General features: G+C 53.3%; 22 protein-coding genes. 5 read left to right on the forward strand and 17 right to left on the reverse strand.

What is annotated here, in order from left to right; translation table 11 throughout:
• Nucleotides 1–108: 108 nt before the first annotated feature.
• Genes hemG through pepQ form a run of 4 tightly spaced genes read right to left on the reverse strand, consistent with a single transcriptional unit; the run spans nt 109 to nt 4,100 of the window.
• A complete protein-coding gene (gene hemG, locus AC07UY_RS19840) occupies nt 109–654 on the reverse strand; it encodes a menaquinone-dependent protoporphyrinogen IX dehydrogenase (protein ID WP_494701807.1) in 546 nt (181 codons plus the stop codon).
• Between the two features lie 11 nt (nt 655–665).
• Nucleotides 666–2,117 carry a Trk system potassium transporter TrkH gene (gene trkH / locus AC07UY_RS19845; protein ID WP_203359433.1) on the reverse strand — a complete coding sequence of 484 codons (1,452 nt, stop codon included), beginning with the start codon at nt 2,115–2,117 and terminating at the stop codon, nt 666–668.
• A gap of 37 nt (nt 2,118–2,154) precedes the next feature.
• Complete coding sequence (locus AC07UY_RS19850) at nt 2,155–2,769, reverse strand: IMPACT family protein (protein WP_494661400.1); 615 nt, start codon at nt 2,767–2,769, stop codon at nt 2,155–2,157.
• On the reverse strand, nt 2,769–4,100 hold the full coding sequence (gene pepQ / locus AC07UY_RS19855) for a Xaa-Pro dipeptidase (protein ID WP_192613931.1): 1,332 nt from the start codon (nt 4,098–4,100) through the stop codon (nt 2,769–2,771). The genes AC07UY_RS19850 and pepQ overlap by 1 nt, the downstream gene beginning before the upstream one ends.
• A 186-nt stretch (nt 4,101–4,286) precedes the next feature.
• Here pepQ and fadB point away from each other — a divergent pair, with 186 nt between their 5' ends.
• On the forward strand, nt 4,287–6,476 hold the full coding sequence (gene fadB, locus AC07UY_RS19860; protein WP_494701808.1) for a fatty acid oxidation complex subunit alpha FadB: 2,190 nt from the start codon (nt 4,287–4,289) through the stop codon (nt 6,474–6,476).
• A gap of 9 nt (nt 6,477–6,485) precedes the next feature.
• On the forward strand, nt 6,486–7,649 hold the full coding sequence (gene fadA, locus AC07UY_RS19865; protein ID WP_494701809.1) for an acetyl-CoA C-acyltransferase FadA: 1,164 nt from the start codon (nt 6,486–6,488) through the stop codon (nt 7,647–7,649).
• Nucleotides 7,650–7,783: 134 nt separating this feature from the next.
• On the opposite strand, the gene fre is transcribed toward fadA, so the two are convergent.
• A complete protein-coding gene (gene fre, locus AC07UY_RS19870; protein WP_494661397.1) occupies nt 7,784–8,485 on the reverse strand; it encodes an NAD(P)H-flavin reductase in 702 nt (233 codons plus the stop codon).
• Nucleotides 8,486–8,526: 41 nt separating this feature from the next.
• Nucleotides 8,527–10,020, reverse strand: a complete 1,494-nt coding sequence (gene ubiD / locus AC07UY_RS19875; protein ID WP_494661396.1) for a 4-hydroxy-3-polyprenylbenzoate decarboxylase — start codon at nt 10,018–10,020, stop codon at nt 8,527–8,529.
• Between the two features lie 167 nt (nt 10,021–10,187).
• Between ubiD and rfaH the strand changes: the two genes are divergently transcribed.
• Nucleotides 10,188–10,676, forward strand: a complete 489-nt coding sequence (gene rfaH, locus AC07UY_RS19880) for a transcription/translation regulatory transformer protein RfaH (RefSeq protein WP_494661395.1) — start codon at nt 10,188–10,190, stop codon at nt 10,674–10,676.
• Here the strand turns inward: rfaH and tatD are convergent.
• The 9 genes from tatD to udp form a co-directional block, all read right to left on the reverse strand.
• Nucleotides 10,673–11,455 (reverse strand): 3'-5' ssDNA/RNA exonuclease TatD, encoded by a 783-nt coding sequence (gene tatD, locus AC07UY_RS19885; protein ID WP_494701810.1) that lies wholly within the window; start codon nt 11,453–11,455, stop codon nt 10,673–10,675. The two genes, rfaH and tatD, sit on opposite strands and share 4 nt — an antisense overlap.
• A 41-nt stretch (nt 11,456–11,496) precedes the next feature.
• Nucleotides 11,497–12,294, reverse strand: coding sequence for a Sec-independent protein translocase subunit TatC (tatC, locus tag AC07UY_RS19890; protein ID WP_192613938.1), 798 nt, complete (start codon nt 12,292–12,294; stop codon nt 11,497–11,499).
• 2 nt (nt 12,295–12,296) lie between these two features.
• Entirely contained in the window at nt 12,297–12,842 is a 546-nt protein-coding gene (tatB, locus tag AC07UY_RS19895; protein ID WP_203359442.1) for a Sec-independent protein translocase protein TatB, read from the reverse strand.
• A 3-nt stretch (nt 12,843–12,845) separates the two neighbouring features.
• On the reverse strand, nt 12,846–13,100 hold the full coding sequence (gene tatA, locus AC07UY_RS19900; RefSeq protein WP_162380358.1) for a Sec-independent protein translocase subunit TatA: 255 nt from the start codon (nt 13,098–13,100) through the stop codon (nt 12,846–12,848).
• Between the two features lie 78 nt (nt 13,101–13,178).
• Nucleotides 13,179–14,819: a ubiquinone biosynthesis regulatory protein kinase UbiB gene (gene ubiB / locus AC07UY_RS19905; protein WP_494661393.1), complete on the reverse strand. Its 1,641-nt coding sequence runs from the start codon at nt 14,817–14,819 to the stop codon at nt 13,179–13,181.
• A complete protein-coding gene (gene ubiJ, locus AC07UY_RS19910; protein WP_494661392.1) occupies nt 14,816–15,421 on the reverse strand; it encodes a ubiquinone biosynthesis protein UbiJ in 606 nt (201 codons plus the stop codon). The genes ubiB and ubiJ overlap by 4 nt, the downstream gene beginning before the upstream one ends.
• A gap of 13 nt (nt 15,422–15,434) precedes the next feature.
• A complete protein-coding gene (ubiE, locus tag AC07UY_RS19915) occupies nt 15,435–16,190 on the reverse strand; it encodes a bifunctional demethylmenaquinone methyltransferase/2-methoxy-6-polyprenyl-1,4-benzoquinol methylase UbiE (protein WP_276293353.1) in 756 nt (251 codons plus the stop codon).
• A 94-nt stretch (nt 16,191–16,284) separates the two neighbouring features.
• Nucleotides 16,285–17,712 (reverse strand): DNA recombination protein RmuC, encoded by a 1,428-nt coding sequence (rmuC, locus tag AC07UY_RS19920; RefSeq protein ID WP_494701811.1) that lies wholly within the window; start codon nt 17,710–17,712, stop codon nt 16,285–16,287.
• Between the two features lie 160 nt (nt 17,713–17,872).
• Complete coding sequence (udp, locus tag AC07UY_RS19925; RefSeq protein ID WP_192613944.1) at nt 17,873–18,634, reverse strand: uridine phosphorylase; 762 nt, start codon at nt 18,632–18,634, stop codon at nt 17,873–17,875.
• A gap of 260 nt (nt 18,635–18,894) precedes the next feature.
• Here udp and AC07UY_RS19930 point away from each other — a divergent pair, with 260 nt between their 5' ends.
• The gene (locus tag AC07UY_RS19930) at nt 18,895–19,704 is read left to right on the forward strand and encodes a dienelactone hydrolase family protein (RefSeq protein WP_494661390.1); all 810 of its coding nucleotides are present in this window, start codon (nt 18,895–18,897) and stop codon (nt 19,702–19,704) included.
• Between the two features lie 45 nt (nt 19,705–19,749).
• Here the strand turns inward: AC07UY_RS19930 and metE are convergent, their stop codons facing one another.
• On the reverse strand, nt 19,750–22,011 hold the full coding sequence (metE, locus tag AC07UY_RS19935) for a 5-methyltetrahydropteroyltriglutamate--homocysteine S-methyltransferase (protein WP_494701812.1): 2,262 nt from the start codon (nt 22,009–22,011) through the stop codon (nt 19,750–19,752).
• A gap of 115 nt (nt 22,012–22,126) precedes the next feature.
• Between metE and metR the strand changes: the two genes are divergently transcribed.
• Entirely contained in the window at nt 22,127–23,080 is a 954-nt protein-coding gene (gene metR, locus AC07UY_RS19940; RefSeq protein ID WP_490469147.1) for an HTH-type transcriptional regulator MetR, read from the forward strand.
• Here metR and AC07UY_RS19945 read toward each other — a convergent pair.
• Complete coding sequence (locus AC07UY_RS19945) at nt 22,968–23,867, reverse strand: carboxylate/amino acid/amine transporter (RefSeq protein ID WP_276295260.1); 900 nt, start codon at nt 23,865–23,867, stop codon at nt 22,968–22,970. The genes metR and AC07UY_RS19945 overlap by 113 nt on opposite strands.
• Nucleotides 23,868–23,929: the final 62 nt, after the last annotated feature.

Consider the following 23,929-nt stretch of genomic DNA (forward strand, 5'->3'; position numbering starts at 1 on the left):
GCGTGCCGTTGTTCCGTGTCAGTGGAGGCGCATTATAGGGAGTTATTTCAGGCTGACAAGCGGAAATTTAAAATAATCTTCCAAGTGCTTATTTTTTATTCTTTGCGACTACTTTGACGACGGATTGCTGGTTAATTGCGCGATTTCACGGGCAAAAATCGCCACTTGTTCCCAGTCGGTATATACCACTTCTTTACTCGTGTCCGTTTCACCGCCTGACATCTTCATAATGAGCTTAATCATGATGCGGTCGTACCAGCGATAACGAGGGTAACGAAGCGCCCCTGCAATCACTGCGCAACGATCGGGACGCCACGACGAGTTCATCAGAAACTTGCGTGCATAGCTATTTGTCTGCGGCGTCCGCTTTTCCGGCTTACGCGCAACAAGATTCACCGAATAGAACGCACTCGGCATTGCGTTCAATCTTGCAGAATGTGTCTTCACGAACTCCTGAAAAGCAGCATGATAATGACCGTAGCGAATAGACGCCCCAATCACGACGCGATCATAACTTTGCCAGTCCGGCTCCTCAGTACGATGAAGATTAACGACATCCGCCCAGATCCCCAGCTCTTTTAATTCAGAGGCCAGATACGAGGCAATCTCGCGCGTTTGTCCATCCCGGGTAGAGAAGAGAATGAGTGTTTTCACGTGTTACTCCATTATTCACGCCAGAAAGTGGGGGTAAACAGCACCAGCAAAGTGAAGACTTCCAGACGACCAAACAACATATTGGCGATCAGGATCCATTTCGCAACCGGGTTCATGCTGGCAAAGTTGTCTGCAACGACGCCCAGTCCTGGTCCCAGGTTGTTGAGCGTTGCGACAACAGAAGCAAACGCAGAGAAGTCATCCACACCGGTGGCAATAATAGCCAGCATGCTGACGATAAAGACCAACGCATAAGCAGAGAAGAAACCCCAGACGGCTTCCAGGATACGTTCCGGCAGCGCACGGTTCCCCAACTTTATGCTGTACACCGCGTTCGGGTGAACCAGTCGCTTCAGTTCGCGATTCCCCTGCTTAAACAGCAACAGAATGCGGATCACCTTCAGGCCACCACCGGTTGATCCCGCACAACCGCCGATAAAGGCAGAACACAACAGGAGAACAGGCAGAAAGAGCGGCCAGCGCGCAATGCTGTCCGTTGTAAACCCAGCAGTTGTCGCCATCGACACCACCTGGAAAAAAGCCTGATTCAGGGTCGTTAGCGCCGAGGCGTAAGTATTGTGGATCCATAAAACCAGGGTGCAGATGACCACCAGCGTCAACTGTACGCCAATAAACATCCGGAACTCTGGGTCACGCCAGTAAACCTTCAGGCTGCGCCCGCTTAATAAAGAGAAGTGCAGGCCGTAGTTACAACCGGAGATCAGTAAGAAGATAGCAATAATGGTATTGATAGCAGGGCTGTCAAAATACCCCACGCTGGCATCATGCGTTGAAAAACCGCCAATGGCGATGGTGGCAAAGCTGTGCCCAATGGCATCAAAGGCGGGCATACCCGCAAACCACAGCGCCAGCGCGCACGCCACAGTCAGTAACACATAAATCAGCCACAGAGTTTTTGCTGTTTCGGCAATGCGCGGGCGCATTTTGTTATCTTTCAACGGCCCTGGCATTTCTGCCCGATAAAGCTGCATCCCCCCAACGCCGAGGATAGGAAGAATGGCCACCGCCAGGACGATGATCCCCATACCGCCAAACCATTGCAGCATCTGACGATAAAAAAGAATGGCATGTGGCAGCGAATCAAGCCCCACCAGCGTGGTCGCGCCGGTTGTCGTCAACCCGGAAAAGGATTCAAAAAACGCATCAGTAATTGTGAGGTTCGGTTGCTCAGAGAAGATAAACGGTAGCGCACCCACGCTACCCAGTACGGTCCAGAACAGAACCACGATGAGAAACCCTTCGCGGGATTTCAGCTCGCCTTTCTCCCGGCGGTTTGGCCACCACAGTAAAGAACCAATTGCCAACGCAACAAAGAAAGTTTGGGTAAATGCCCGACCCGCCCCATCACGGTAGATCAACGCAACCAACCCTGGGAGAATCATTGTCCCCGAAAATAAGATGACCAGTAGTCCAACGATTCGGGTAATGGCGCGAAAATGCATCTCTGCCGCTTCCTTTGTTCTAAAAATGAGGTGGGGATTATTCTTCAATCGCTAATAATTGCAATGAACCACGGCTAAAATCTGCCAGTTTTGCTGTAAATTCATCCACTTTTGCATAAGGAAGCGCCACCCGTAACAGAACATATGCCTGATAATCGCTGGTAACGATCTTACCGGAAAACTGTCCCAGCAATGCTTCAATCCCGGTCAACTGACCATATTCACACTGCAAAGTATATTCGGTTAATGGCGTCTTGCGTTGCGTGGTTAACTGTCGCAGCGCCTGATTCACTCCGCCGCCGTAAGCCTTCACCAGCCCACCAGTGCCCAGCAGAATACCGCCATAGTAGCGAACCACCACGGCGGTTATCTCACCTATACCACTGCCCATTAATTGGGCGAGCATCGGTTTCCCTGCCGTGCCCGCCGGTTCGCCGTCATCCGAGAAACCCAGTTGCTGCGAGTCGTCCGGCGCACCCGCCACCCACGCCACACAGTGGTGGCGAGCAGCCGGGTGCTCCGCTCTGACGGATTCCACAAACGCTTTCGCCGCTTCTACGCCGTCCGTATGGGCCAGCAGCGTAATAAAGCGGCTCTTTTTGATCTCTTCAACAACAGTGACCGGCGATGCAGGGATTAACCAACTGTCCATTACGCTAGTTTCAAATCACGCGTCATGTTTTCAACGTTGTTTTCGTGGATCACCACGTTATCTTCAATACGAATACCGCCAAAAGGTTTCAGCGCTTCGATTTTCTGCCAGTTGAAGTGTTTGCTGAATTGACCTTCGCGCCACGGAGCCAATAGTGACTCGATGAAATAAATCCCCGGCTCAATGGTTAATACCATTCCCGGTTCGAGCACACGGGTGCAACGCAAATAAGGGTATTTCGACGGCGCAGCGAGATGCGTTCCAGTATCATCCTGCATAAAACCGGCCACATCATGTACCTGCAGACCCAGCGGATGACCAATACCGTGTGGCATAAACGGCCCGGTAAGATTGTTTTCCACCATCGCCTCTTCGCTCATATCGGTCACAAGCTGATGTTTACGCAGCAACTTCGCGATGCGCTGATGGAACTGAATGTGATAATCCACATAGCTGACGCCTGCTTTCATCGTAGCAATCAGCGCCAGCTGTTCGTCATTCACATCTTTAACCAGCTGAGCGTAGTCATTATCGCTGTTGGCAGACCAGGTACGGGTCAGATCAGCCGCATAACCGTTGTACTCCGCGCCGGCATCTAACAGGAAGCTGCGAATTTCAGACGGTGCCTGATGATCCAGCTTTGTGTAATGCAGGACTGAGGCATGTTCGTTGAGCGCGACAATGTTGCTGTACGGTACATCTATGTCACGATGCCCGGTCGCCGTCAGATAAGCCAGGTTGATGTCAAACTCGCTCATGCCGGATCGGAAGGCTTCTTCTGCAGCACGGTGACCACTCACCGCCATTTTCTGCGCTTCACGCATGCAGGCCAGTTCATAATCCGTTTTATAGGAACGGTAATAATGCAGGTAGTCGATCACCCCTTTCGGGTTGATGTTGCTGGCAGCAATATCCAGCTGCAGCGCGCGCTCCGGAACCGGACCGATATAGCCAATATTGCCGCGTGCGGCTGGCAACTGGCTACCAATGCCGTCGGCTTTTGGCAGCGCAATGATTTCAACGTCTTCAGTCCAGAAGGAGGTCGGTAACGGTTCAACGTTGTGCCAGTAATCAACCGGCAGATAGAACCACAGTTTTGGCTTGTTTACGCCATCGACCAGCAACCAGCAATTGGGCACCTGAGTCACCGGCACCCAGGCTTTAAACTGCGGATTGACCTTGAAGGGATACGGATGATCGTCGAGGAAGACGTTGACCAGCTCACCGGAGTGAATAAGTAACGCATCCAGCTTAAAACGCGCCAGTGCATCACGAGTCCGTTCTTGCAAGGTAACAATATGATTTTTATAGAGTGCGGCCAGTGATTCCATTTTTTTCCCTTCTGTTTTTGACCTCAAGTCTCCGCATCTTAGCACATCACATTGTGGCTGCGTGATTTCTGCCGAGCGTGATCGAATCGTCATTTTTTTAATCAGTCATTTGCATTTTATTAACACAAAATACACACTCGCTTAATCTGGTATGACCAGATCACCTTGCGGATTCAGGAGACTGACATGCTTTACAAAGGCGACACCCTGTACCTTGACTGGCTGGAAAATGGCATTGCCGAACTGGTGTTCGATGCTCCAGGCTCGGTCAACAAACTCGACACGGCAACCGTCGCCAGCCTCGGCCAGGCGCTTGACGTGCTGGAAAAGCAAACAGATTTAAAAGGGCTGCTGCTACGTTCCAATAAAGCGGCCTTTATTGTCGGTGCAGATATCACCGAATTCCTTTCACTGTTTCTCGTTCCCGAAGAGCAGTTAAGCCAGTGGCTGCATTTTGCCAACAGCGTCTTTAATCGTCTGGAAGATTTACCCGTTCCCACCCTTTCCGCTGTCAACGGCTATGCGCTGGGCGGCGGCTGCGAATGCGTTCTGGCGACCGATTACCGCCTGGCGACGCCGGACCTGCGTATCGGCCTGCCGGAAACAAAGCTGGGGATCATGCCAGGCTTTGGCGGCTCCGTCCGTATGCCCCGTATGCTGGGCGCGGACAGCGCACTGGAGATCATCGCGGCAGGTAAAGATGTCGGTGCCGAGCAGGCGCTGAAAATCGGTCTGGTCGATGGCGTGGTGAAGCCAGAGAAATTGATTGATGGCGCACTGGCGGTGCTACATCAGGCGATCAACGGTGACCTTGACTGGAAAGCCAAACGTCAGCCGAAGCTCGAGCCGCTGAAACTCAGCAAAATTGAAGCTGCAATGAGTTTTACCATCGCCAAAGGGATGGTCGCGCAAACCGCAGGTAAACATTACCCGGCGCCGATCACGGCGGTGAAGACCATTGAAGCCGCTGCCCGTTTTGGTCGTGAAGAAGCGTTGAAACTGGAAAACCAAAGTTTTGTCCCGCTGGCACACACCAAAGAAGCCCGCGCACTGGTCGGCATATTCCTCAACGATCAGTTCGTTAAGGCCAAAGCGAAGACGCTCACCAAAGACGTTGAAACGCCGAAGCAGGCTGCCGTACTGGGTGCCGGAATCATGGGTGGGGGTATCGCTTATCAGTCCGCCTGGAAAGGCGTACCGGTGATCATGAAAGATATCAGCGACAAATCGCTCGCCCTCGGTATGACCGAAGCCGCCAAGTTGCTGAACAAACAGCTTGAGCGCAGTAAGATCGACGGTCTGAAAATGGCGGGCGTGATTTCCACCATTCATCCAACGCTGGATTATGTCGGTTTTGAGCGCGTCGACGTGGTGGTGGAAGCGGTCGTTGAGAACCCGAAAGTGAAAAAAGCCGTACTGGCGGAGACGGAAGATAAGGTTCGTCCGGACACCGTACTGGCGTCGAATACGTCCACTATTCCCATTAGCGAACTGGCAAGCGTCCTGAAGCGCCCGGAAAACTTCTGCGGCATGCACTTCTTTAACCCGGTTCACCGGATGCCGCTGGTTGAGATCATTCGCGGCGAGAAAAGTTCAGATGAAACCATCGCCAAAGTGGTGGCCTGGGCCAGCAAGATGGGCAAGACACCGATTGTGGTGAACGACTGCCCTGGCTTCTTTGTTAACCGCGTACTGTTCCCGTATTTCGCAGGCTTCAGCCAGCTACTGCGTGACGGCGCAGATTTCCGCAAAGTCGACAAAGTGATGGAGAAACAGTTTGGTTGGCCAATGGGCCCGGCCTATCTGCTGGATGTCGTGGGCATTGATACCGCACACCACGCGCAGGCAGTGATGGCAGCAGGCTTCCCACAGCGTATGCAGAAAGACTATCGCGACGCGATCGACGCGCTGTTTGAAACTAACCGTTTCGGTCAGAAGAATGGCCTGGGCTTCTGGCGCTATACAGAAGACAGCAAAGGCAAGCCGAAGAAAGAAGAAGACGCCACCGTGGACAACTTGCTGGCTGACGTCAGCAAAGCGAAGCGTGATTTCAGCGACGAAGAGATTATCGCCCGCATGATGATCCCGATGGTCAACGAAGTGGTGCGTTGCCTGGAAGAAGGCATCATTGCCAGTCCGGCAGAAGCCGATATGGCGCTGGTTTACGGTCTGGGCTTCCCTCCGTTCCACGGCGGCGCATTCCGCTGGCTGGACACGCTCGGCAGTGCAAAATATCTCGATATGGCGCAACAGTATCAGCATCTCGGTCCGATGTATGAAGTGCCGGAAGGTCTGCGTAACAAAGCGCGTCATAACGAACCGTACTATCCCCCGGTTGAGCCTGCCCGTCCGGTTGGCGACCTGAAAACGGCTTAAGGAGTCACAATGGAACAGGTTGTAATTGTTGATGCGATCCGTACCCCAATGGGCCGTTCGAAAGGTGGCGCGTTTCGTAACGTGCGGGCGGAAGATCTCTCCGCACACTTAATGCGTAGTCTGCTGGCGCGTAACCCCGCGCTGGAACCCGCTGCCCTTGACGATATTTATTGGGGTTGTGTACAGCAGACGCTGGAACAGGGCTTCAACATTGCCCGTAACGCAGCGCTGTTAGCGGAAGTCCCGCACTCTGTCCCTGCGGTCACCGTCAACCGTCTGTGTGGTTCATCAATGCAGGCGCTCCATGACGCCGCACGCATGATCATGACCGGCGATGCGCAGGCGTGTCTGATCGGCGGTGTGGAGCACATGGGCCATGTGCCAATGAGTCACGGCGTCGATTTCCACCCTGGCTTAAGCCGCAATGTGGCAAAAGCCGCGGGCATGATGGGATTAACGGCAGAAATGCTCTCCCGCATGCACGGTATCAGCCGTGAAATGCAGGATGCTTTCGCTGCGCGTTCACACGCCCGTGCCTGGGCGGCCACGCAGTTCGGCGCGTTTAAAAACGAAATCATCCCGACCAGCGGTCATGATGCCGACGGCGTGCTAAAGCAGTTTAACTACGATGAAGTGATCCGCCCGGAAACCACCGTCGAAGCGTTGTCCACGCTGCGACCGGCGTTTGATCCGGTTAGCGGTACGGTCACCGCAGGCACGTCTTCGGCCCTCTCCGATGGCGCTGCCGCCATGCTGGTGATGAGCGAAAGCCGTGCACGTGAACTGGGCCTGAAACCGCGCGTGCGCATTCGCTCAATGGCCGTCGTGGGTTGTGACCCTTCAATCATGGGCTATGGTCCTGTACCAGCCTCAAAACTGGCGCTGAAAAAAGCAGGGCTATCGACCAGTGATATCGGTTTGTTTGAGATGAACGAAGCGTTCGCCGCACAGATCCTGCCGTGCATTAAAGATCTGGGGCTGATGGAGCAGATCGACGAGAAGATCAACCTGAATGGCGGCGCGATCGCTCTGGGTCATCCGCTCGGTTGTTCTGGCGCGCGTATCAGCACCACCCTGATAAACCTGATGGAACGCAAAGACGTGCAGTTTGGTCTGGCGACGATGTGTATCGGATTGGGTCAGGGTATCGCGACGGTGTTTGAGCGGGTTTAATCGGGCAAAAAGCCGGGGGAGCTTCGCTTGCCCGGCCTACAACAGTGTTATCTCAACGCCATTGGTGCCAATGGCGAAGAAAGAAAGTTTAGTTGCCGTTCTTCCCGCCTGTCAGGGGCGGGTTTTTTATTGCGTTAAATAAAGGCGAAGGCATCACCAAACAGACGGTCTTCCCGCGCGCTGCGTTCGTTGCAGAACAGGTCGCGAGCGATTTTCGCCATCTCGAAACGTCCGGCGATGTAGATATCATGTCCGGCCAGCGTACCATGATCCTGTAAGACCGCAGTTAATACCGTTCCCGTACGGCCACGCCACCCCGCTTCTGGTTGCTCAACCACCGGTTCAATACGCAGATTGGGATGATTGATCGAAAGCGCTTCCAGCTCAGAGAGATCGTAAAGATGCTTTTCTTCCCGACCGCCCCAATAAATAGTGACATCGCGTTGTGGATTACGCGCCAGCGCAGTAAGCAGAATTGAACGCACGTAAGAGAATCCGGTTCCCCCGGCGATCAGGATCAGCGGACGCTCTTCATCATCACGTAGCCAGGCTTCGCCGTGCGGCATATCCACCACGATTTCGCTGTCTTTCAGGATGCGGTCCATCACTGCCATGGCATACAGATTGAGTTCCGAGGCACCAATGTGCAACTCAATAAACCCTTGCTCATCCGGCGTGGATGCCATAGAAAACGGACGTTTGTCCCGCTCGTCCATCACCACCATCAAATACTGACCAGCGCGAAATGAAAACGCCGCGTCTGGCACTAAACGTACGCGATATACGGTATCGGTGATAGCTTCTACCGAGGTCACTTTACAGCTTAAGGTTGTCATGCGCTCCCTCTGTCGGGTCTATAGGGCAAAACGATCGCGCCTCAGGCGCCTTTACCGTTGTTGAATATGGCCAGCTCATCCCAGATCGCATCGATACGCGCGGTAACGTCAGGATCTTTTTTAATGGGACGCCCCCACTCACGTTGGGTTTCACCAGGCCATTTGTTGGTGGCATCCAGCCCCATTTTTGAACCAAGCCCAGAGATTGGCGAGGCAAAATCCAGATAATCAATTGGCGTATTTTCTACCAGCACGGTGTCCCGGGCCGGGTCCATACGGGTAGTGATCGCCCAAATGACATCATTCCAGTCGCGTGCGTTGACATCATCATCGCAGACGATAACAAATTTGGTGTACATAAACTGGCGTAAAAATGACCACACCCCCATCATGACGCGCTTGGCATGACCGGCGTACTGTTTTTTAATTGTCACCACGGCCAGTCGATAAGAGCAGCCTTCCGGCGGCAGATAAAAATCGACGATTTCCGGAAACTGCTTTTGCAAAATGGGAACGAAGACTTCGTTTAGCGCCACACCCAGCACTGCGGGTTCGTCGGGTGGCCGGCCGGTGTATGTCGAATGATAGATAGCATCATCACGCTGCGTCACGTGCGTCACGGTAAAGACCGGGAAGCTATCCACTTCGTTGTAGTAGCCAGTATGGTCGCCATAAGGACCTTCCGGCGCCAGTTCACCCGGCTCGATATAGCCTTCCAGCACGATTTCCGCACTGGCAGGGACTTCAAGATCGTTGGAAATACATTTGACGACTTCTGTCTTTGTGCCACGTAACAGACCTGCAAACGCATATTCCGAAAGGGTATCAGGCACCGGCGTTACCGCACCGAGAATCGTCGCCGGATCGGCGCCCAGCGCCACCGCCACGGGGAAACGTTCGCCCGGATGCGCAGCGCACCACTCCTGAAAATCTAACGCGCCGCCGCGATGAGACAGCCAACGCATGATCAGTTTGTTCTTACCAATCAATTGCTGACGATAGATACCGAGATTCTGCCGCTCTTTGTGCGGACCACGCGTCACCGTAAGACCCCAGGTGATGAGCGGAGCAGCATCTTCCGGCCAACAGGTCATGATGGGAATGCGGTTTAAATCCACCTCTGAACCAGAGAACACTTTCTGCTGGCAGGGCGCGCCGCGCAGACGCTTTGTTGGCATATTGAGGACTTGTTTGAACTGCGGAAGTTTATCAAACAGATCGCGAAACCCTTTCGGCGGTTCCGGCTCTTTTAAAAACGCCAATAGCTTACCCACTTCCCGCAGAGCAGAAACATCCTCCTGCCCCATCCCCATAGCAACACGCTTCGGCGTACCAAAAAGGTTACACAGCACCGGCATTGAATAACCTTTGGGATTTTCAAACAACAGGGCAGGCCCACCGGCACGCAACGTGCGGTCAGCAATTTCGGTGATTTCCAGATGAGGATCGACCTCAAGCGAGATGCGTTTGAGCTCGCCCCGCTGTTCAAGCAGCGTCAGGAAGTCGCGTAAATCGTGATATTTCATGGCGTCCATTATGGCCTCTTCGTAAGCGCCTCATTATACGGCGTTCATCATCGTGATGCTGTATTTTTGTTAAATTAGCGTGAACTTCGGCGAAGCAAGCAAACCCGGGGATTATAATTAACTTAGCGCATAGCTTTTGCTATGCTTGCGCCCTGAATAAGGAAATAAGAGTCATTATGCAATCCTGGTATTTACTGTACTGCAAACGCGGGCAACTTCAGCGTGCCCAGGAACACCTCGAAAGACAGGCGGTGAATTGCCTGACGCCGATGATCACCCTGGAAAAAATAGTACGCGGTAAACGTACCACAGTCAGTGAACCTCTTTTCCCTAATTATCTGTTCGTCGAGTTTGATCCGGAAGTGATTCATACCACGACGGTCAACGCCACGCGCGGCGTCAGTCATTTCGTACGGTTTGGCGCACAGCCCGCAACAGTCCCCTCCAGCGTGATTCATCAGCTCTCTATCTGCAAACCTCACGATATTGTCGACCCAGAAACGCCTTATCCAGGCGACAGCGTGCTCATCACAGAAGGGGCATTTGAGGGACTGAGGGCTATCTTTACCGAACCCGATGGCGAAGCACGTTCAATGCTGCTGCTTAACCTGTTGAATAAAGAGGTAAAGCAGAGCGTGAAAAATACCGGATTTCGTAAGATTTAAAACGCGATCCCAAACAGCGCTCTGACGTTATCGTCTGTTATTGCTGCCAGGTGTTGCGGGTCGTCCCCACGCCACGTCGCGATACGCTCAAGAATATGCGGCAACCAGGCAGGTTCATTGCGTCTTGATGCAGGTTTGGGAGAGATGTCCCGGGGCAGAAGATACGGCGCATCCGTCTCAATCAGCAGTTTTTCTGCTGGAATAAAGGGTAACAACTCGCGCAGCTCAAGTCCTCTACGTTCATCGCAAACCCACCCCGTGATGCCGATATAAAGCCCTCTGTCCACACACTCCTGCATCTCCTGGCGAGAGCCGGTAAAACAATGCAGTACAGCGCCAGGTAGTTTATCCAGCCAGGGTTCCAGTAGCGTCAAAAAACGAGTATGCGCATCGCGGCAGTGCATGAAAACAGGTATCTGCAATTCTGCGGCAATATGCAACTGCGCCAGAAATGCCCGCTCCTGCTCTTGCGGCGTGGAGAAATTGCGATTGAAATCCAGACCGCATTCGCCAATTGCCACGACTTCTGGCAGACCTGCCAGCGCGACTATCGCCTCTTCGGTTGATGCTTGCCAGTGGCTACTATCATGCGGATGAACGCCAGCCGTCGACCAGCAACGCGTATATTGCCGCGCCAGCGCTTGCGCCTGCTGGCTTTCGTGCAGATTGGTCCCTGTCAGAAGCATGCCGTCCACACCTGCAGCAAAGCTACGCGACACGACCTCGTCTCTGTCTTTCGCAAACTGCGAGCTGGTTAAATTTACCCCGATGTCAAACATGCTGTCTCCAATACGACAACCGCCCTGACGGGCGGTTGTGTTTATTCTTCGGGTTTCTCTGCTTTCTCAGCGTTTTCAGCTTTCTCGTTCTCAGCCTCGTTATCTTCATCTCGCGTTTGTCGTTTACCCACATAGAAACGAGAGAAGAAGACGCCAACTTCAAACAAGCAATACATCGGTATCGCTAACAGTGTTTGCGAGAAGACATCAGGCGGGGTCAGCAACATCCCCACCACGAACGCGCCGACTAACACATAAGGGCGCTTCTTGCGTAAATCGTCGGGGGTCGTTACCCCCATCCAGCAAAGCAGCACAATGGCGACCGGAACCTCAAAGGAGATGCCAAATGCCATAAACAGCGCCATCACAAAGCTGAGATAACTGGCGATATCAGTAGAAACCTGTACGCCTTGCGGTGCGGTGTTAGCCAGAAAACCAAACGCCAGCGGGAAGACCACAAAGTAGGCGAACGCCATACCGATGTAGAACAGCAGTGAACTGGATACCAGCAGCGGCATGACAAGACGGCGTTCGTGCTTATACAGTGCAGGAGCAATAAACGCCCACACCTGATACAGGATCACTGGCGCTGACAAAATCAACGACACCATGAAGGTGAGTTTGATCGGGGTGAAAAACGGCGAGGCCACATCTGTGGCGATCATCGTCGCCCCCTGAGGCAACTGTTTGATCAGCGGCGCAGCAACCAGATGATAAATGTCGTTGGCAAAGTAAACCAACGCCAGAAAAATCAGGATAACCGCAATAATGCAGTTCAAAAGGCGCTTACGCAGCTCAATCAGATGCGTAATAAGGGGTTGAGTATCATCTACAGCCATGTTTACGGTTTATCACTCGGCGAAGGGGAGGATTCGAGAACAGGCGCGGCGGATTTCTTTTCTACGTCCGTCACATTTGCGGAAACGGTCTCCGTCGGCGCAGGCGTTGCAGCAGCCGTTTCCGGTTTCTGTTCCGGTGAACTGGCCTGTGTTTCAGCGGTGGCAGGGGTGACGCCCTCGTGCTGCGCTTCGTTTCCTTTCACCACCGGATTGTGGATGGTGTGTACTTCGTCACTCGACTTTTCAGGATCGTTAGCACTGTAGGAACGCTTCATTGACTCCGCAGCCTGACGAAGTTCATCCATTGATGCCTTCAGTTCAGGGGTCAAGGTATCCAGGCTCGCCTTTTCAACCTTCTTCAGGCTGTCCTGAAACTCCTGGAGCTTAAGCTCCTGGGTCAGTTCGTTCTGAACTGTGGTTGCAAGGGATCGCAATGCGCGAACCCAGCCCGCTACCGTTTTTACCGCTATAGGTAAGCGTTGAGGCCCCAGAACGATGAGGCCAATGACAAACACCAATAGCAGTTCGCTAAAACCGATATCAAACACGAATTATACCTGCTCTTTATCGTGGCTCTTGGCGTCTTCTTTTTTAGGCTCGCTTTGCTTATCAGCGATAGATTTAGCAGTAAAATCAGCGTCCTGACTGGTTTTATCCTGCTTCGTATCATCATCGCCCATGGCTTTTTTGAAACCCTTAATTGACGCGCCGAGATCGGAACCGATGGAGCCGAGCTTTTTGGTGCCAAATAGCAGTACAACGATGACGGCAATGATCAACAACTGCCAAATACTGATACCACCCATACATGTTCCTCTGTGATAGATGATGAATTATTAAGGTCGCATTATACGTTACACGACCTGCCTTGAGCGATGAAAAAATCAGCGCGTTTTACGCCAGCCGATAATCCAGGCAACCAGACCACCCGCCATTAACCAGCCTGGCATCAACCCCCATTCAGGACGGTTGATGAGCAGGAATGTCCCACTTAACAATAAGGTGGCACCAATCCCCAGTAAATAACGTGATTGTCCCTGGCGTACATGATTCGCCTGAAGCTCGCGCGCAATCTTATCAACACTGTGTTGTAAATATTTGCCCTGGCGCAAACTGTCATACACCAGTTCAGGTAATTCTGGCATTTTTTCGACCCAGAACGGGGCTTTTTCCTTAAATGCCTTCACCAGTGCAGGAATACCGACCTGATCTTTAATCCAGGATTCGAGGAATGGCTTGGCGGTTTTCCACAGATCGAGTTGCGGATAAAGCTGCCGCCCAACACCTTCAACATACAGCAAGGTCTTCTGCAGCAATACCAACTGGGGCTGAACTTCCATATTAAACCGGCGCGCAGTATTAAACAGATTCAGCAACACATGACCAAAGGAGATTTCCGCCAGCGGTTTTTCAAAGATTGGCTCACAGACAGTACGAATGGCAAACTCAAACTCTTCGACATTGGTGTCTGGTGGAACCCAACCGGAATCAACATGCAGTTCCGCGACTTTACGGTAATCACGATTAAAGAACGCGATGAAGTTCTCTGCCAGGTAGCGCTTATCTTCTTTATTTAGCGAGCCGACGATCCCACAATCAATACCAATGTATTTGGGATTTTCAGGATGCTCATAGCTAACAAAAATATTCCCCGGGTGCATATCTGCATGGAAAAAACTGTCGCGAAAGACCTGGGTAAAAAAGACCTGCACCCCACGTTCAGCCAGAAGCTTCATGTTGGTACCGTTCTTCTCCAGCGTCACCACATCCGAGACAGGAATGCCGTAAATCCGCTCCATAACCATCATATTTTGGCTACAGTAATCGGAATAGACTTCCGGGATGTAAAGCATCGGACTGCCTTCAAAATTACGACGCAGTTGGATGGCGTTGGCAGATTCACGCAACAAATTAAGTTCATCAATCAGCGTTTTTTCATACTCGCGCACCACTTCGGTCGGACGCAGACGGCGGCCATCCGGCAATAAGCGTGGCACCCAGCGAGCAAGTCGGTAGATCAACTTCATGTCCGCTTTGATAACCGGCAGAATGTCCGGGCGGATCACTTTAATCACCACCTCTTTGCCATTCGATTTCAGCCGAGCGGTATGCACCTGAGCAACCGACGCAGAGGCCAATGGCTGTATATCAAAATCATCAAACCAGGCATCGACAGGCAATCCTCCCATCGCTTCCTCAATTTGTGCTTTGGCAAGATTTCCATCAAACGGGGCAACCCGGTCCTGCAGTAACGCAAGCTGATCGGCGATATGAGGAGGGAAAAGATCACGGCGAGTGGAGAGCATTTGACCAAACTTGATCCACACTGGCCCTAATTCCTGCAAAGCCAGTCTTAGTCGCTCTCCCAGCGGTTTGTCTTCGTGCTTATTCGGCATCCAGAACAATGTGTAACGCCATAACCGAAGCGGCAGCGTAATACGCATTTTGGGGATGAGTTCATCAAGGCCGTAACTTAAAAAGGTGCGAACGATGAAATAAAGGCGCCGTACTTCACCTGGCGTCATTTGGCCTCCAGTTTTTCCAGCCGTTTAGCCAGCGCGTCGACTGCACGCTCCACGGCGGCAGTTTCTTCCGCAAACCAGGCAACTTCAAGCGCGCCAGGCGCCAGGCGCCACTCTTCAGTGATCGCTTCAGCGACATAGCGTTGCTGGCGTTGAACCCCGTGACACAGAAATTTCGCCCCACCGCGCAACGCTTTACTGATCCCTTCCGCAGCGATGTCGCCGGTGTAGGGAGCCAGCAGTTCCGCAGGGTCTAACTCAGCCAGATCGGCCAGCGCAACAAAATTCTGCACCACCTGAATATCGCCCTGGACTTCAAGTTCACCACTGCGAATAAGCGTAGCCAGTTGCTGCCGGTCGCGTAATTTTGGCAATACGCTGGCATGCGTTATCACCGTACAATCGGCCTCACCTTCCCATGCCCCCAGTACATCGACCTGGCGTTCACTGAACACCAATATTAATGGCGTCGAAAATCCGTTCAGCTCTACACGCAGTACCTTGCTTTGCAAGCGCGCTCGCGCCGACTTTAATGCAGTCGAACGGTACAGAAAGGTGTTGAGCAAACTTTCGATTCCTGCGGTCACTAAGGGTTTAAAAGGCATCCCCGATCTCCTGTCAGAACTTGTAACCACGATGCAGAGCAACAACACCGGCCGTCAGGTTGTAATAGTCGACGCTTTCAAATCCGGCGTCCTGCATCATCACTTTTAGGGTGTCCTGATCGGGATGCATACGGATGGACTCAGCAAGATAACGGTAACTTTCCGCATCACTCGCGACCATCGAACCAATTCGCGGCAGGATGTGGAATGAATACGCATCATAGGCTTTGCTCAGCGGTTCAATGATGGGTTTGGAGAACTCCAGCACCAACAAACGACCGCCCGGCTTCAATACGCGATACATCGAACGCAATGCTTTATCTTTATCCGTTACGTTACGTAGCCCGAACGAAATGGTAATGCAGTCAAAGGTATTGTCCGGGAATGGCAATGCTTCCGCATTCGCCTGTACGTACTCAACGTTACCAATGACGCCGATATTACGCAGCTTCTCACGCCCCATTTTGAGCATTGAGTCGTTAATATCCGCCAGGATGACTTTACCTGTCTCACCCACCATCCGTGAAAACTTCGCGGTCAGGTCGCCCGTACCGCCCGCCAGATCCAGAACGGTCTGCCCACGTCGAACGCCGCTACAATCAATGGTGAAGCGCTTCCACAAACGATGAATGCCAAATGACATTAAGTCATTCATGACGTCGTATTTTGACGCCACAGAATGAAAAACGTGGGCCACCATGTCAGCTTTCTGCTCTTTAGCGACGGTCTGAAAGCCAAAGTGCGTCGTTTCTTGTGAATCTTCCACCATCTCAGTGCCTGCTCATCAATAAAATGTTCGAGAAGTGTAACAGATTGGGGCAATTTGCCCTACCCTTCTACTGGGTTCAACTACCCCGAATGGGCTAGCGTGATTGCTGCTTTGCACCCTCATCATCAGGGTAAGCGGCGTCCTGTGCCTGCTCAGGAACAGAGCGTAAACGGTACTCTTCATCCTGCGTCGTGGCTTGCTCAACCAAATCCGGATTGATTTCGCGTTTAATTTCCACTCCCAACCCGCGAAAAGCCTCCGCCTGGGCCAGGACGTTTCCACGGCCCGAGGAGAGTTTTTTCATCGCCTGCCGATAGTTGTCCTGCGCCTTATCCAGACTCTGACCAATAGACGACATATCATCGACAAACAGCCGCATTTTGTCATAGAGCTTGCTGGCCCGATCGGCAATTTGCTGGGCATTACGGCTTTGATGTTCATAGCGCCACAAGTTGGCGATTGTGCGTAGCGCCACCAACAGGGTCGTTGGGCTTACCATCATAATATTATTTTTAAGCGCCTCGGTAATCAGTTCGGGCTGTTTGTCCAACGCCAGCAGAAAAGCAGGTTCGACAGGGATAAACATCAGGACATAGTCCAGCGAGCGCAGCCCTGGCAACTGTTGATAGTCTTTACGCCCCAGCAAACGGATATGGTTGCGTACCGAAGCAATGTGTTCCTGCATCGCACTTTCGCGGGTGTAATCATCCTGTGCGTTAAAATAGCGCTCGTAAGCAACCAGCGTCATTTTGGCGTCAATCACGACGTCTTTGCCCTGCGGCAGACGCACAATCACATCCGGTTGCATCCGGGAACGGGCATCGTTCTCAATGCTCACCTGCGTTTCGTATTCATAACCTTCACGCAGACCCGATGCCTCCAGCACGCGCGTCAACACCACTTCTCCCCAGTTACCCTGGGTTTTGTTGTCACCTTTGAGCGCACGCGTCAGGTTGACCGCTTCCTGCGCCATCTGTGCATTCAACTGTTGGAGATTGCGAATTTCGTGCGCCAGAGTGTGACGCTCCCGCGCTTCCTGACCAAAGCTGTCCTGCACCTGACGTCGAAAACCATCTAACTGTTCACGCAGTGGCGTCAGCAATCCATTGAGGCTCTGGCGATTTTGCTCATCGACTCGACGGTTACTTTGCTCAAATATCCGGTTTGCCAGGTTTTCAAACTGCTCGCTCAGACGCTGTTCGCTATTGATCATCTGGCGGATTTTGTCTTCTGCATGCTGCTGTGTTGCTTCCATGCGGGTGGTGACTTCACGCAGGTCAGCTTCCAGAGAGGTATTAATGCTACGCAGACTGCGTAACTCATTGTTGAGAAGCTCGCATTCATCGCGCCAGTGATCGCTCTGAGCAAGCTGCTGTTTTGTCGCGCTTAAATCCGCGACCAGCTCTTCGCGCTCGGCAAATTGTTCGGCTTTCTGTTGCGCATGCTGGTAGCTGGCCATCAACCAGCCAATCGCAATGCCCACCAATGCGATAACCGCATAAACAATGATTGAGATATCCACAACGCCTCCTGCATAAACGACGTAAGCCTGATGGTACAGACTTTACCCGCACAAAATAGAATTGTGCTGTATAAACGTCCAGTTTAAAAGGAATTTCCTGCGAGGGGCTACGCAAAATAAAAAGGCCGAACGCGTCGGCCTTTTACAAGAGAAGAGGGAATTACAGCAGACGACGCGCCGCTTCCACCACAATTTTCACTGCGTGGCTTTCCGTTTGCTTCATCGTTTCTGCATTGGGAATCTCTTGCTGGGTGCGGTTGACGATAACGCCCGCCACCATACCGGCACGCAGACCCTGGCTTGCACACATGGTCAGCAGCGTTGCGGATTCCATTTCATAGTTCATAACACCCATTGACTGCCACTCTTCCATGGAGCCTTTGAAGTTGCGGACTACGCGACCCGAGAAGGTATCGTAACGTTCCTGGCCTGGATAGAAGGTGTCAGAAGACGCCGTAACACCAATATGCGTCGTCGCACCAATGGATTTCGCCGCTTCAACCAGCGCGGTGGTACAGGCAAAATCTGCCACGGCCGGGAACTCCATCGGCGCAAAATGCAGGCTCGCACCATCCAGACGAACAGAAGCGGTGGTGACCAGTACGTCGCCAACGTTAATGTGCGGTTGAATCGCGCCGGTAGTGCCGATACGCAGGAAAGTACGAATGCCCAACTGTGCCAGTTCTTCCACAGCGATAGAGGTAGACGGGCCGCCAATACCGGTAGAGCAAACAATCACTGCTTTGCCATCCAGTTCAGCACGCCACGTAGTGAACTCGCGATGGGATGCCAGCTTAACCGGCTTATCCATCAGCGCAGCGATCTTTTCCACACGCTCCGGATCGCCAGGGACGATGGCAAGCGTAGCCCCTTGTAAATCGTTTTTAGTGAGGCCGAGATGAAAAACATCAGACTTGGACATATACAACTCCTCTGTGAATTGGTTTTGTCAGAAGCAGCAAAAAGACACTCTACCGAAGGACTCAAAACATTTTCGTGACACCTATCACCATGATGTAAATAAATTGCATTGAATTTCCATAAAATAGCGATCCACATCACACAAACCTATCGATATCACTCACCGTTGCACAAAAGATAGACCGTTTCAGGCAATGTGATTTGTTGCATGCTGTCTATATTTAACATTGCGCTAATTTTCTTAAGGGTACGGAGAATACCATGACGAAGACACAACAACCGGGTTTTGCACCTGCAGCTTCACCTCTTGCCTCTACTATTGTTCATACGACGGATGACGCCATCATCGCTGGACTAACGTCGATTCCCTCTCAGGGAGATGATATGCCGGCATATCACGCTCGCCCCAAAAACAGTGAGGGCGCGCTGCCGATTGTCATCGTGGTACAAGAAATTTTTGGCATGCATGAACATATTCGCGACGTTTGCCGCCGCCTGGCGCTGGAAGGGTTTCTGGCTATCGCACCAGAGCTCTATTTCCGCGAAGGCGATCCCAACGATTTTGCCGATATTCCCACCTTACTGAGCGGCCTGGTGGCCAAAGTTCCTGATTCGCAAGTGCTGGCGGACCTGGACCATGTCGCCAGTTGGGCTTCCCGCAACGGCGGTGATGTCCATCGTCTGATGATTACCGGTTTCTGTTGGGGTGGACGTATTACCTGGCTGTATGCTGCGCATAATCCACAGTTAAAGGCTGCGGTGGCGTGGTACGGCAAACTGGTGGGCGACAAAACGCTGAACTCCCCGAAACAACCCGTGGATATTACGACGGATCTGAACGCCCCAGTTCTGGGACTATACGGCGGGCAAGACCCCAGCATTCCCGTTGATTCAGTGGAAACCATGCGTCATGCGCTCCGTGCCGCCAACGCCAAAGCGGAGATTGTCGTCTACCCGGATGCGGGACATGCGTTTAATGCGGATTACCGTCCGAGCTATCACGAAGAATCCGCGAAAGACGGCTGGCAGAGAATGCTGGCGTGGTTTGCGCAGTATGGCGGAAAGAAGTAAACGTAATGACAAAAAACCGGGTGGCTATGCCACCCGGTCTGAGTACTACGCCTGACGCAAATTCTGCGCCGCCTGCACCATGTTCGCCAGCGCGGCGCGGGTTTCCGGCCAGCCGCGGGTTTTGAGGCCGCAGTCCGGGTTGACCCACAGACGCTCCGCCGGGATCCGCTGCTCGGCTTTCTTCAGCAGTGCTTCAATCCACTCCACGCTCGGCACGTTCGGCGAGTGAATGTCATACACGCCCGGCCCGATTTCGTTCGGGTAATCAAACTCTTCGAAGGACTCCAGCAGCTCCATGTCGGAACGCGAGGTTTCAATGGTGATAACGTCAGCGTCCAGCGCCGCAATCGAATCCATGATGTCATTGAACTCGCAGTAACACATGTGAGTGTGGATCTGGGTGTCATCCTTCGCCACAGCGGCGTTGATACGGAAGGCTTCCACGCCCCACTCCAGATACGCCGCCCAGTCGCTGCGACGTAGCGGTAAACCTTCGCGCAGCGCCGGTTCGTCGATCTGGATGATGCCAATCCCTGCGGCTTCCAGATCTGCCACTTCATCACGCAGCGCCAGCGCAATCTGCTTAGCGATGGTTTCACGGGTGACGTCTTCACGCGGGAAGGACCAGCAAAGAATGGTCACCGGGCCGGTCAGCATGCCTTTCACCGGTTTGTCGGTCAGAGACTGGGCGTACTTCGCCCACTCGACGGTGATCGCTTCCGGACGGCTGACGTCGCCAATCACCACCGGCGGCTTCACGCAGCGGGAACCGTAGCTCTGTACCCAACCGTTCTGGGTAAAGACGAACCCGTCGAGGTGCTCGCCAAAATATTCCACCATGTCGTTACGTTCGGCTTCACCGTGTACCAACACGTCGAGGCCTAAGCGTTCCTGCTCAACAATCGCCTGTTTGATGTGTTCCGCAATGCCGGTGCGGTAGTTGTTGGCATCAAGGTTGCCCTTTTTGAAGTCCAGGCGCAGGCCGCGGATTTCCGTGGTTTGCGGGAAGGAGCCAATCGTGGTGGTCGGCCAGGATGGCAGTTTAAAACGAGCGCGTTGAGCTTCAGCACGCACTTCATAGGCATTCGTACGCTGGCTGTCCTGGGCGGTAATCGCCGCCAGACGTTTTTCCACTGCCGCATTATGTACGCGGGTTGAGTGGCGACGCGCCTGAATCGGGGCGCTCCATTCCGCCAGTTTTGCGGTATCGCCGCTGTTCAACGCATCGCGCAGCAGCGCCAGCTCACCGCATTTTTGCAGGGCGAAGGAGAACCAGCTTTTCACTTCCGCATCCAGGCGCGTTTCCACGCTGAGATCGATCGGGCTGTGCAGCAGGGAGCACGACGAGGCCACCCACAGGGAACGTTTGCCAACGATATCTTTAACTTGCGCGTATTTCTCGGTGAGATCGGCACGCCAGACGTTACGACCATTCACCAGCCCGGCAGAGAGCAGCCAGTCAGATGGCAGACGCTTGTGCAGTTCAGCCACGTCATCTTTCCCATGAATCAGGTCAACGTGCAGGCCCTGCACCGGCAGCGCGGTAATGGTGTCGAGGTTCGGCGTCACGCCTTCAAAATAGGTGGTCAGCAGCAGTTTGACTTGCCCGGTGAGCGCATCGTAGGCCGGTTTGAAGGCGTCCAACCACTCTTGTGGTAGCTCCAGCACCAGCGCTGGCTCATCAATTTGTACCCACTCAACGCCGCGTTTTGCCAGTTTAGCCAGCACCTGCTGGTACACCGGCAGAATATCGTTGAGCAGGCTCAGGCGATCAAACTGCTCGCCTTTCACTTTGCCCAGCCACAGGTAGGTGACTGGACCCAGCAGCACGGGTTTAACCTTGTGGCCCAACGCCAGCGCTTCGTCCACTTCATCCAGGATCTGGGTCCAGGTCAGTTTGAACTGCTGGCCTTTCACAAACTCCGGCACCATGTAGTGGTAGTTGGTGTTAAACCATTTGGTCATTTCCGCCGCTGCCGCCGGTTCGCCGGTTGGCGCACGACCGCGACCAATGCGGAACAGGGTGTCGATATCCACCGATCCATCGTTGTTCTGATGACGAGCCGGAACGTTACCCAGCAGCAGGCTGGTGGTCAGAACATGGTCGTACCAAGCGAAATCGCCTACCGGCAGCAGGTCGATACCGGCTTGTTTCTGCTGATCCCAGTGACGGGCACGCAGCTCACGTCCCACTGCCAGCAGTTCGTCACGAGTGGCGTTGCCCGCCCAGTAGCTTTCTTGTGCTTTTTTCAGCTCGCGACGCAGGCCAACGCGAGGGAAACCGAGGGTGTGATTCAATATTGTCATGTCGCTGCCTCTTATGAATTTATTATTTAGCCGTCCAGATGTTTACACATCCATAATGTAAATGTAATGTGTATTCCTCAAGCGCAATTTGTTCATGCCGAAGTGAAGGACTTTCATGATCGAAATTAAACACCTGAAAACGCTACAGGCGTTGCGGAATAGTGGTTCGCTGGCCGCCGCCGCGGCAACGTTGCATCAGACCCAATCCGCCCTGTCTCACCAGTTCAGCGATCTGGAGCAGCGCCTCGGTTTCCGGCTCTTTGTGCGTAAAAGCCAGCCCCTGCGTTTTACGCCACAGGGAGAGATTCTCCTGCAGCTGGCGAACCAGGTGCTGCCGCAGATTAGCCGGGCGCTTCAGGCATGCAACGAACCGCAACAGACCCGGCTACGTATCGCGATTGAATGTCATAGCTGTATTCAGTGGCTGACCCCGGCGCTGGAAAATTTCCACGCGAAATGGCCGCAGGTGGAGATGGATTTCAAATCCGGCGTGACGTTTGACCCACAACCCGCGTTACAGCAGGACGAGCTGGATCTGGTGATGACCTCCGATATCCTGCCGCGCAGTGGACTGCACTATTCACCTATGTTTGATTTTGAAGTGCGTCTGGTATTGGCTCCGGATCATCCGCTGGCCAGCAAAACGCTGATCACGCCGGAAGATCTTGCCAGCGAAACGCTGCTGATCTACCCGGTGCAGCGCAGCCGCCTCGACGTGTGGCGTCACTTCCTGCAGCCAGCGGGCGTCAGCCCGTCGCTGAAAAGCGTCGATAACACGCTACTGCTGATCCAAATGGTCGCGGCCAGAATGGGTATTGCCGCCCTACCGCACTGGGTGGTGGAGAGTTTTGAACGCCAGGGTCTGGTGGTGACCAAAACCCTGGGTGATGGATTGTGGAGTCGCCTCTATGCCGCCGTCCGCGACGGCGAACAACGGCAGGCGGTCACGGAAGCCTTTATTCGTTCAGCGCGGAACCACGCTTGCGATCATCTGCCGTTCGTACGGAGCGCGGAGCGACCCAATAGCGATGTACCCACAGTGAGGCCAGGATCACCGTCGCCCCAATGATAAAGCTTGGCCAGTGGGGCTGTTCTTGCCAGATAGCAAGGTTGACCAGCAGTCCTGCGGGCACATGCACGTTATTCATGATGCCCAGCGTGCCTGCATCCACCTGCGTCGCCCCGTAGTTCCACATAAAGTACCCCAGTCCGGAAGCCACCACGCCCAACCAGACCAGAATGCCCCATTGTAATGGGGTCGTCGGGAGCTTGTTAGGATTCCCCAGCATAAACCAGGCGGCGACAGCCACCAGAAATGCCCCCATGTAGAACCAGGCAAACGCGTTGTGCTGCGGCATCGGGTGGATCTCCATCAATCGCTTGTAACCCACCATGCCAATGGCAAAACTGATATTCGCCAGCTGTACCAGCAACAAACCGGTCCAGAAGTGGTCGCTGACTTTGTCATAACGAATGATAGCGGCTCCAACCACCGCCAACAGCGCGCTCAACACATAGCCCCAGCGCAGTCTGCGCTTACTCAACAGATCGTAGATCAGCGTGATATAAAGCGGTGTGAGGACGGTAAACAGTAAAAATTCAGAGACGGTCAGGTACAGGTAAGCGCGGAAACTGAGCAGGTACATGATGCCTAACTGCATTGCGCCGACCAGCATGTAGAGCACAATGGTCCGCGGCGACTGCCCGCGCGTGCGCAGAAACGGCAGGAATACCAGCGCCGCCAGCCCCACACGCATCAGCACGGAAAAATAGCTGTCGACATGCCCGGCAAGATACTCGCCAATTAAGCTAAACGAAAAGGCCCACAGGATCGTGGTAATGATGAGTAGCGCCACAATGGATGTCTCTTTGAACAAGGAGCATCCATTGTAGCGGAGAGTTCAGTTGACAACTGGTC

The sequence above is a fragment of the Citrobacter sp. GW821-FHT02E08 genome, from assembly GCF_059421685.1.

What these genes read in the sequence shown, in the direction of transcription:
- trkH (WP_203359433.1), bottom strand. Translation starts at nt 2,117, where the DNA reads ATGCATTTTCGCGCCATTACCCGAATCGTTGGACTACTGGTCATCTTA.
- tatD (WP_494701810.1), bottom strand. Translation starts at nt 11,455, where the DNA reads ATGTTTGACATCGGGGTAAATTTAACCAGCTCGCAGTTTGCGAAAGAC.
- ubiB (WP_494661393.1), bottom strand. Translation starts at nt 14,819, where the DNA reads ATGACGCCAGGTGAAGTACGGCGCCTTTATTTCATCGTTCGCACCTTT.
- metR (WP_490469147.1), top strand. Translation starts at nt 22,127, where the DNA reads ATGATCGAAATTAAACACCTGAAAACGCTACAGGCGTTGCGGAATAGT.
- fadB (WP_494701808.1), top strand. Translation starts at nt 4,287, where the DNA reads ATGCTTTACAAAGGCGACACCCTGTACCTTGACTGGCTGGAAAATGGC.
- rfaH (WP_494661395.1), top strand. Translation starts at nt 10,188, where the DNA reads ATGCAATCCTGGTATTTACTGTACTGCAAACGCGGGCAACTTCAGCGT.
- tatC (WP_192613938.1), bottom strand. Translation starts at nt 12,294, where the DNA reads ATGGCTGTAGATGATACTCAACCCCTTATTACGCATCTGATTGAGCTG.
- AC07UY_RS19930 (WP_494661390.1), top strand. Translation starts at nt 18,895, where the DNA reads ATGACGAAGACACAACAACCGGGTTTTGCACCTGCAGCTTCACCTCTT.
- fre (WP_494661397.1), bottom strand. Translation starts at nt 8,485, where the DNA reads ATGACAACCTTAAGCTGTAAAGTGACCTCGGTAGAAGCTATCACCGAT.
- AC07UY_RS19850 (WP_494661400.1), bottom strand. Translation starts at nt 2,769, where the DNA reads ATGGACAGTTGGTTAATCCCTGCATCGCCGGTCACTGTTGTTGAAGAG.
- fadA (WP_494701809.1), top strand. Translation starts at nt 6,486, where the DNA reads ATGGAACAGGTTGTAATTGTTGATGCGATCCGTACCCCAATGGGCCGT.
- ubiJ (WP_494661392.1), bottom strand. Translation starts at nt 15,421, where the DNA reads ATGCCTTTTAAACCCTTAGTGACCGCAGGAATCGAAAGTTTGCTCAAC.
- tatA (WP_162380358.1), bottom strand. Translation starts at nt 13,100, where the DNA reads ATGGGTGGTATCAGTATTTGGCAGTTGTTGATCATTGCCGTCATCGTT.
- udp (WP_192613944.1), bottom strand. Translation starts at nt 18,634, where the DNA reads ATGTCCAAGTCTGATGTTTTTCATCTCGGCCTCACTAAAAACGATTTA.
- ubiE (WP_276293353.1), bottom strand. Translation starts at nt 16,190, where the DNA reads ATGGTGGAAGATTCACAAGAAACGACGCACTTTGGCTTTCAGACCGTC.
- pepQ (WP_192613931.1), bottom strand. Translation starts at nt 4,100, where the DNA reads ATGGAATCACTGGCCGCACTCTATAAAAATCATATTGTTACCTTGCAA.
- metE (WP_494701812.1), bottom strand. Translation starts at nt 22,011, where the DNA reads ATGACAATATTGAATCACACCCTCGGTTTCCCTCGCGTTGGCCTGCGT.
- ubiD (WP_494661396.1), bottom strand. Translation starts at nt 10,020, where the DNA reads ATGGACGCCATGAAATATCACGATTTACGCGACTTCCTGACGCTGCTT.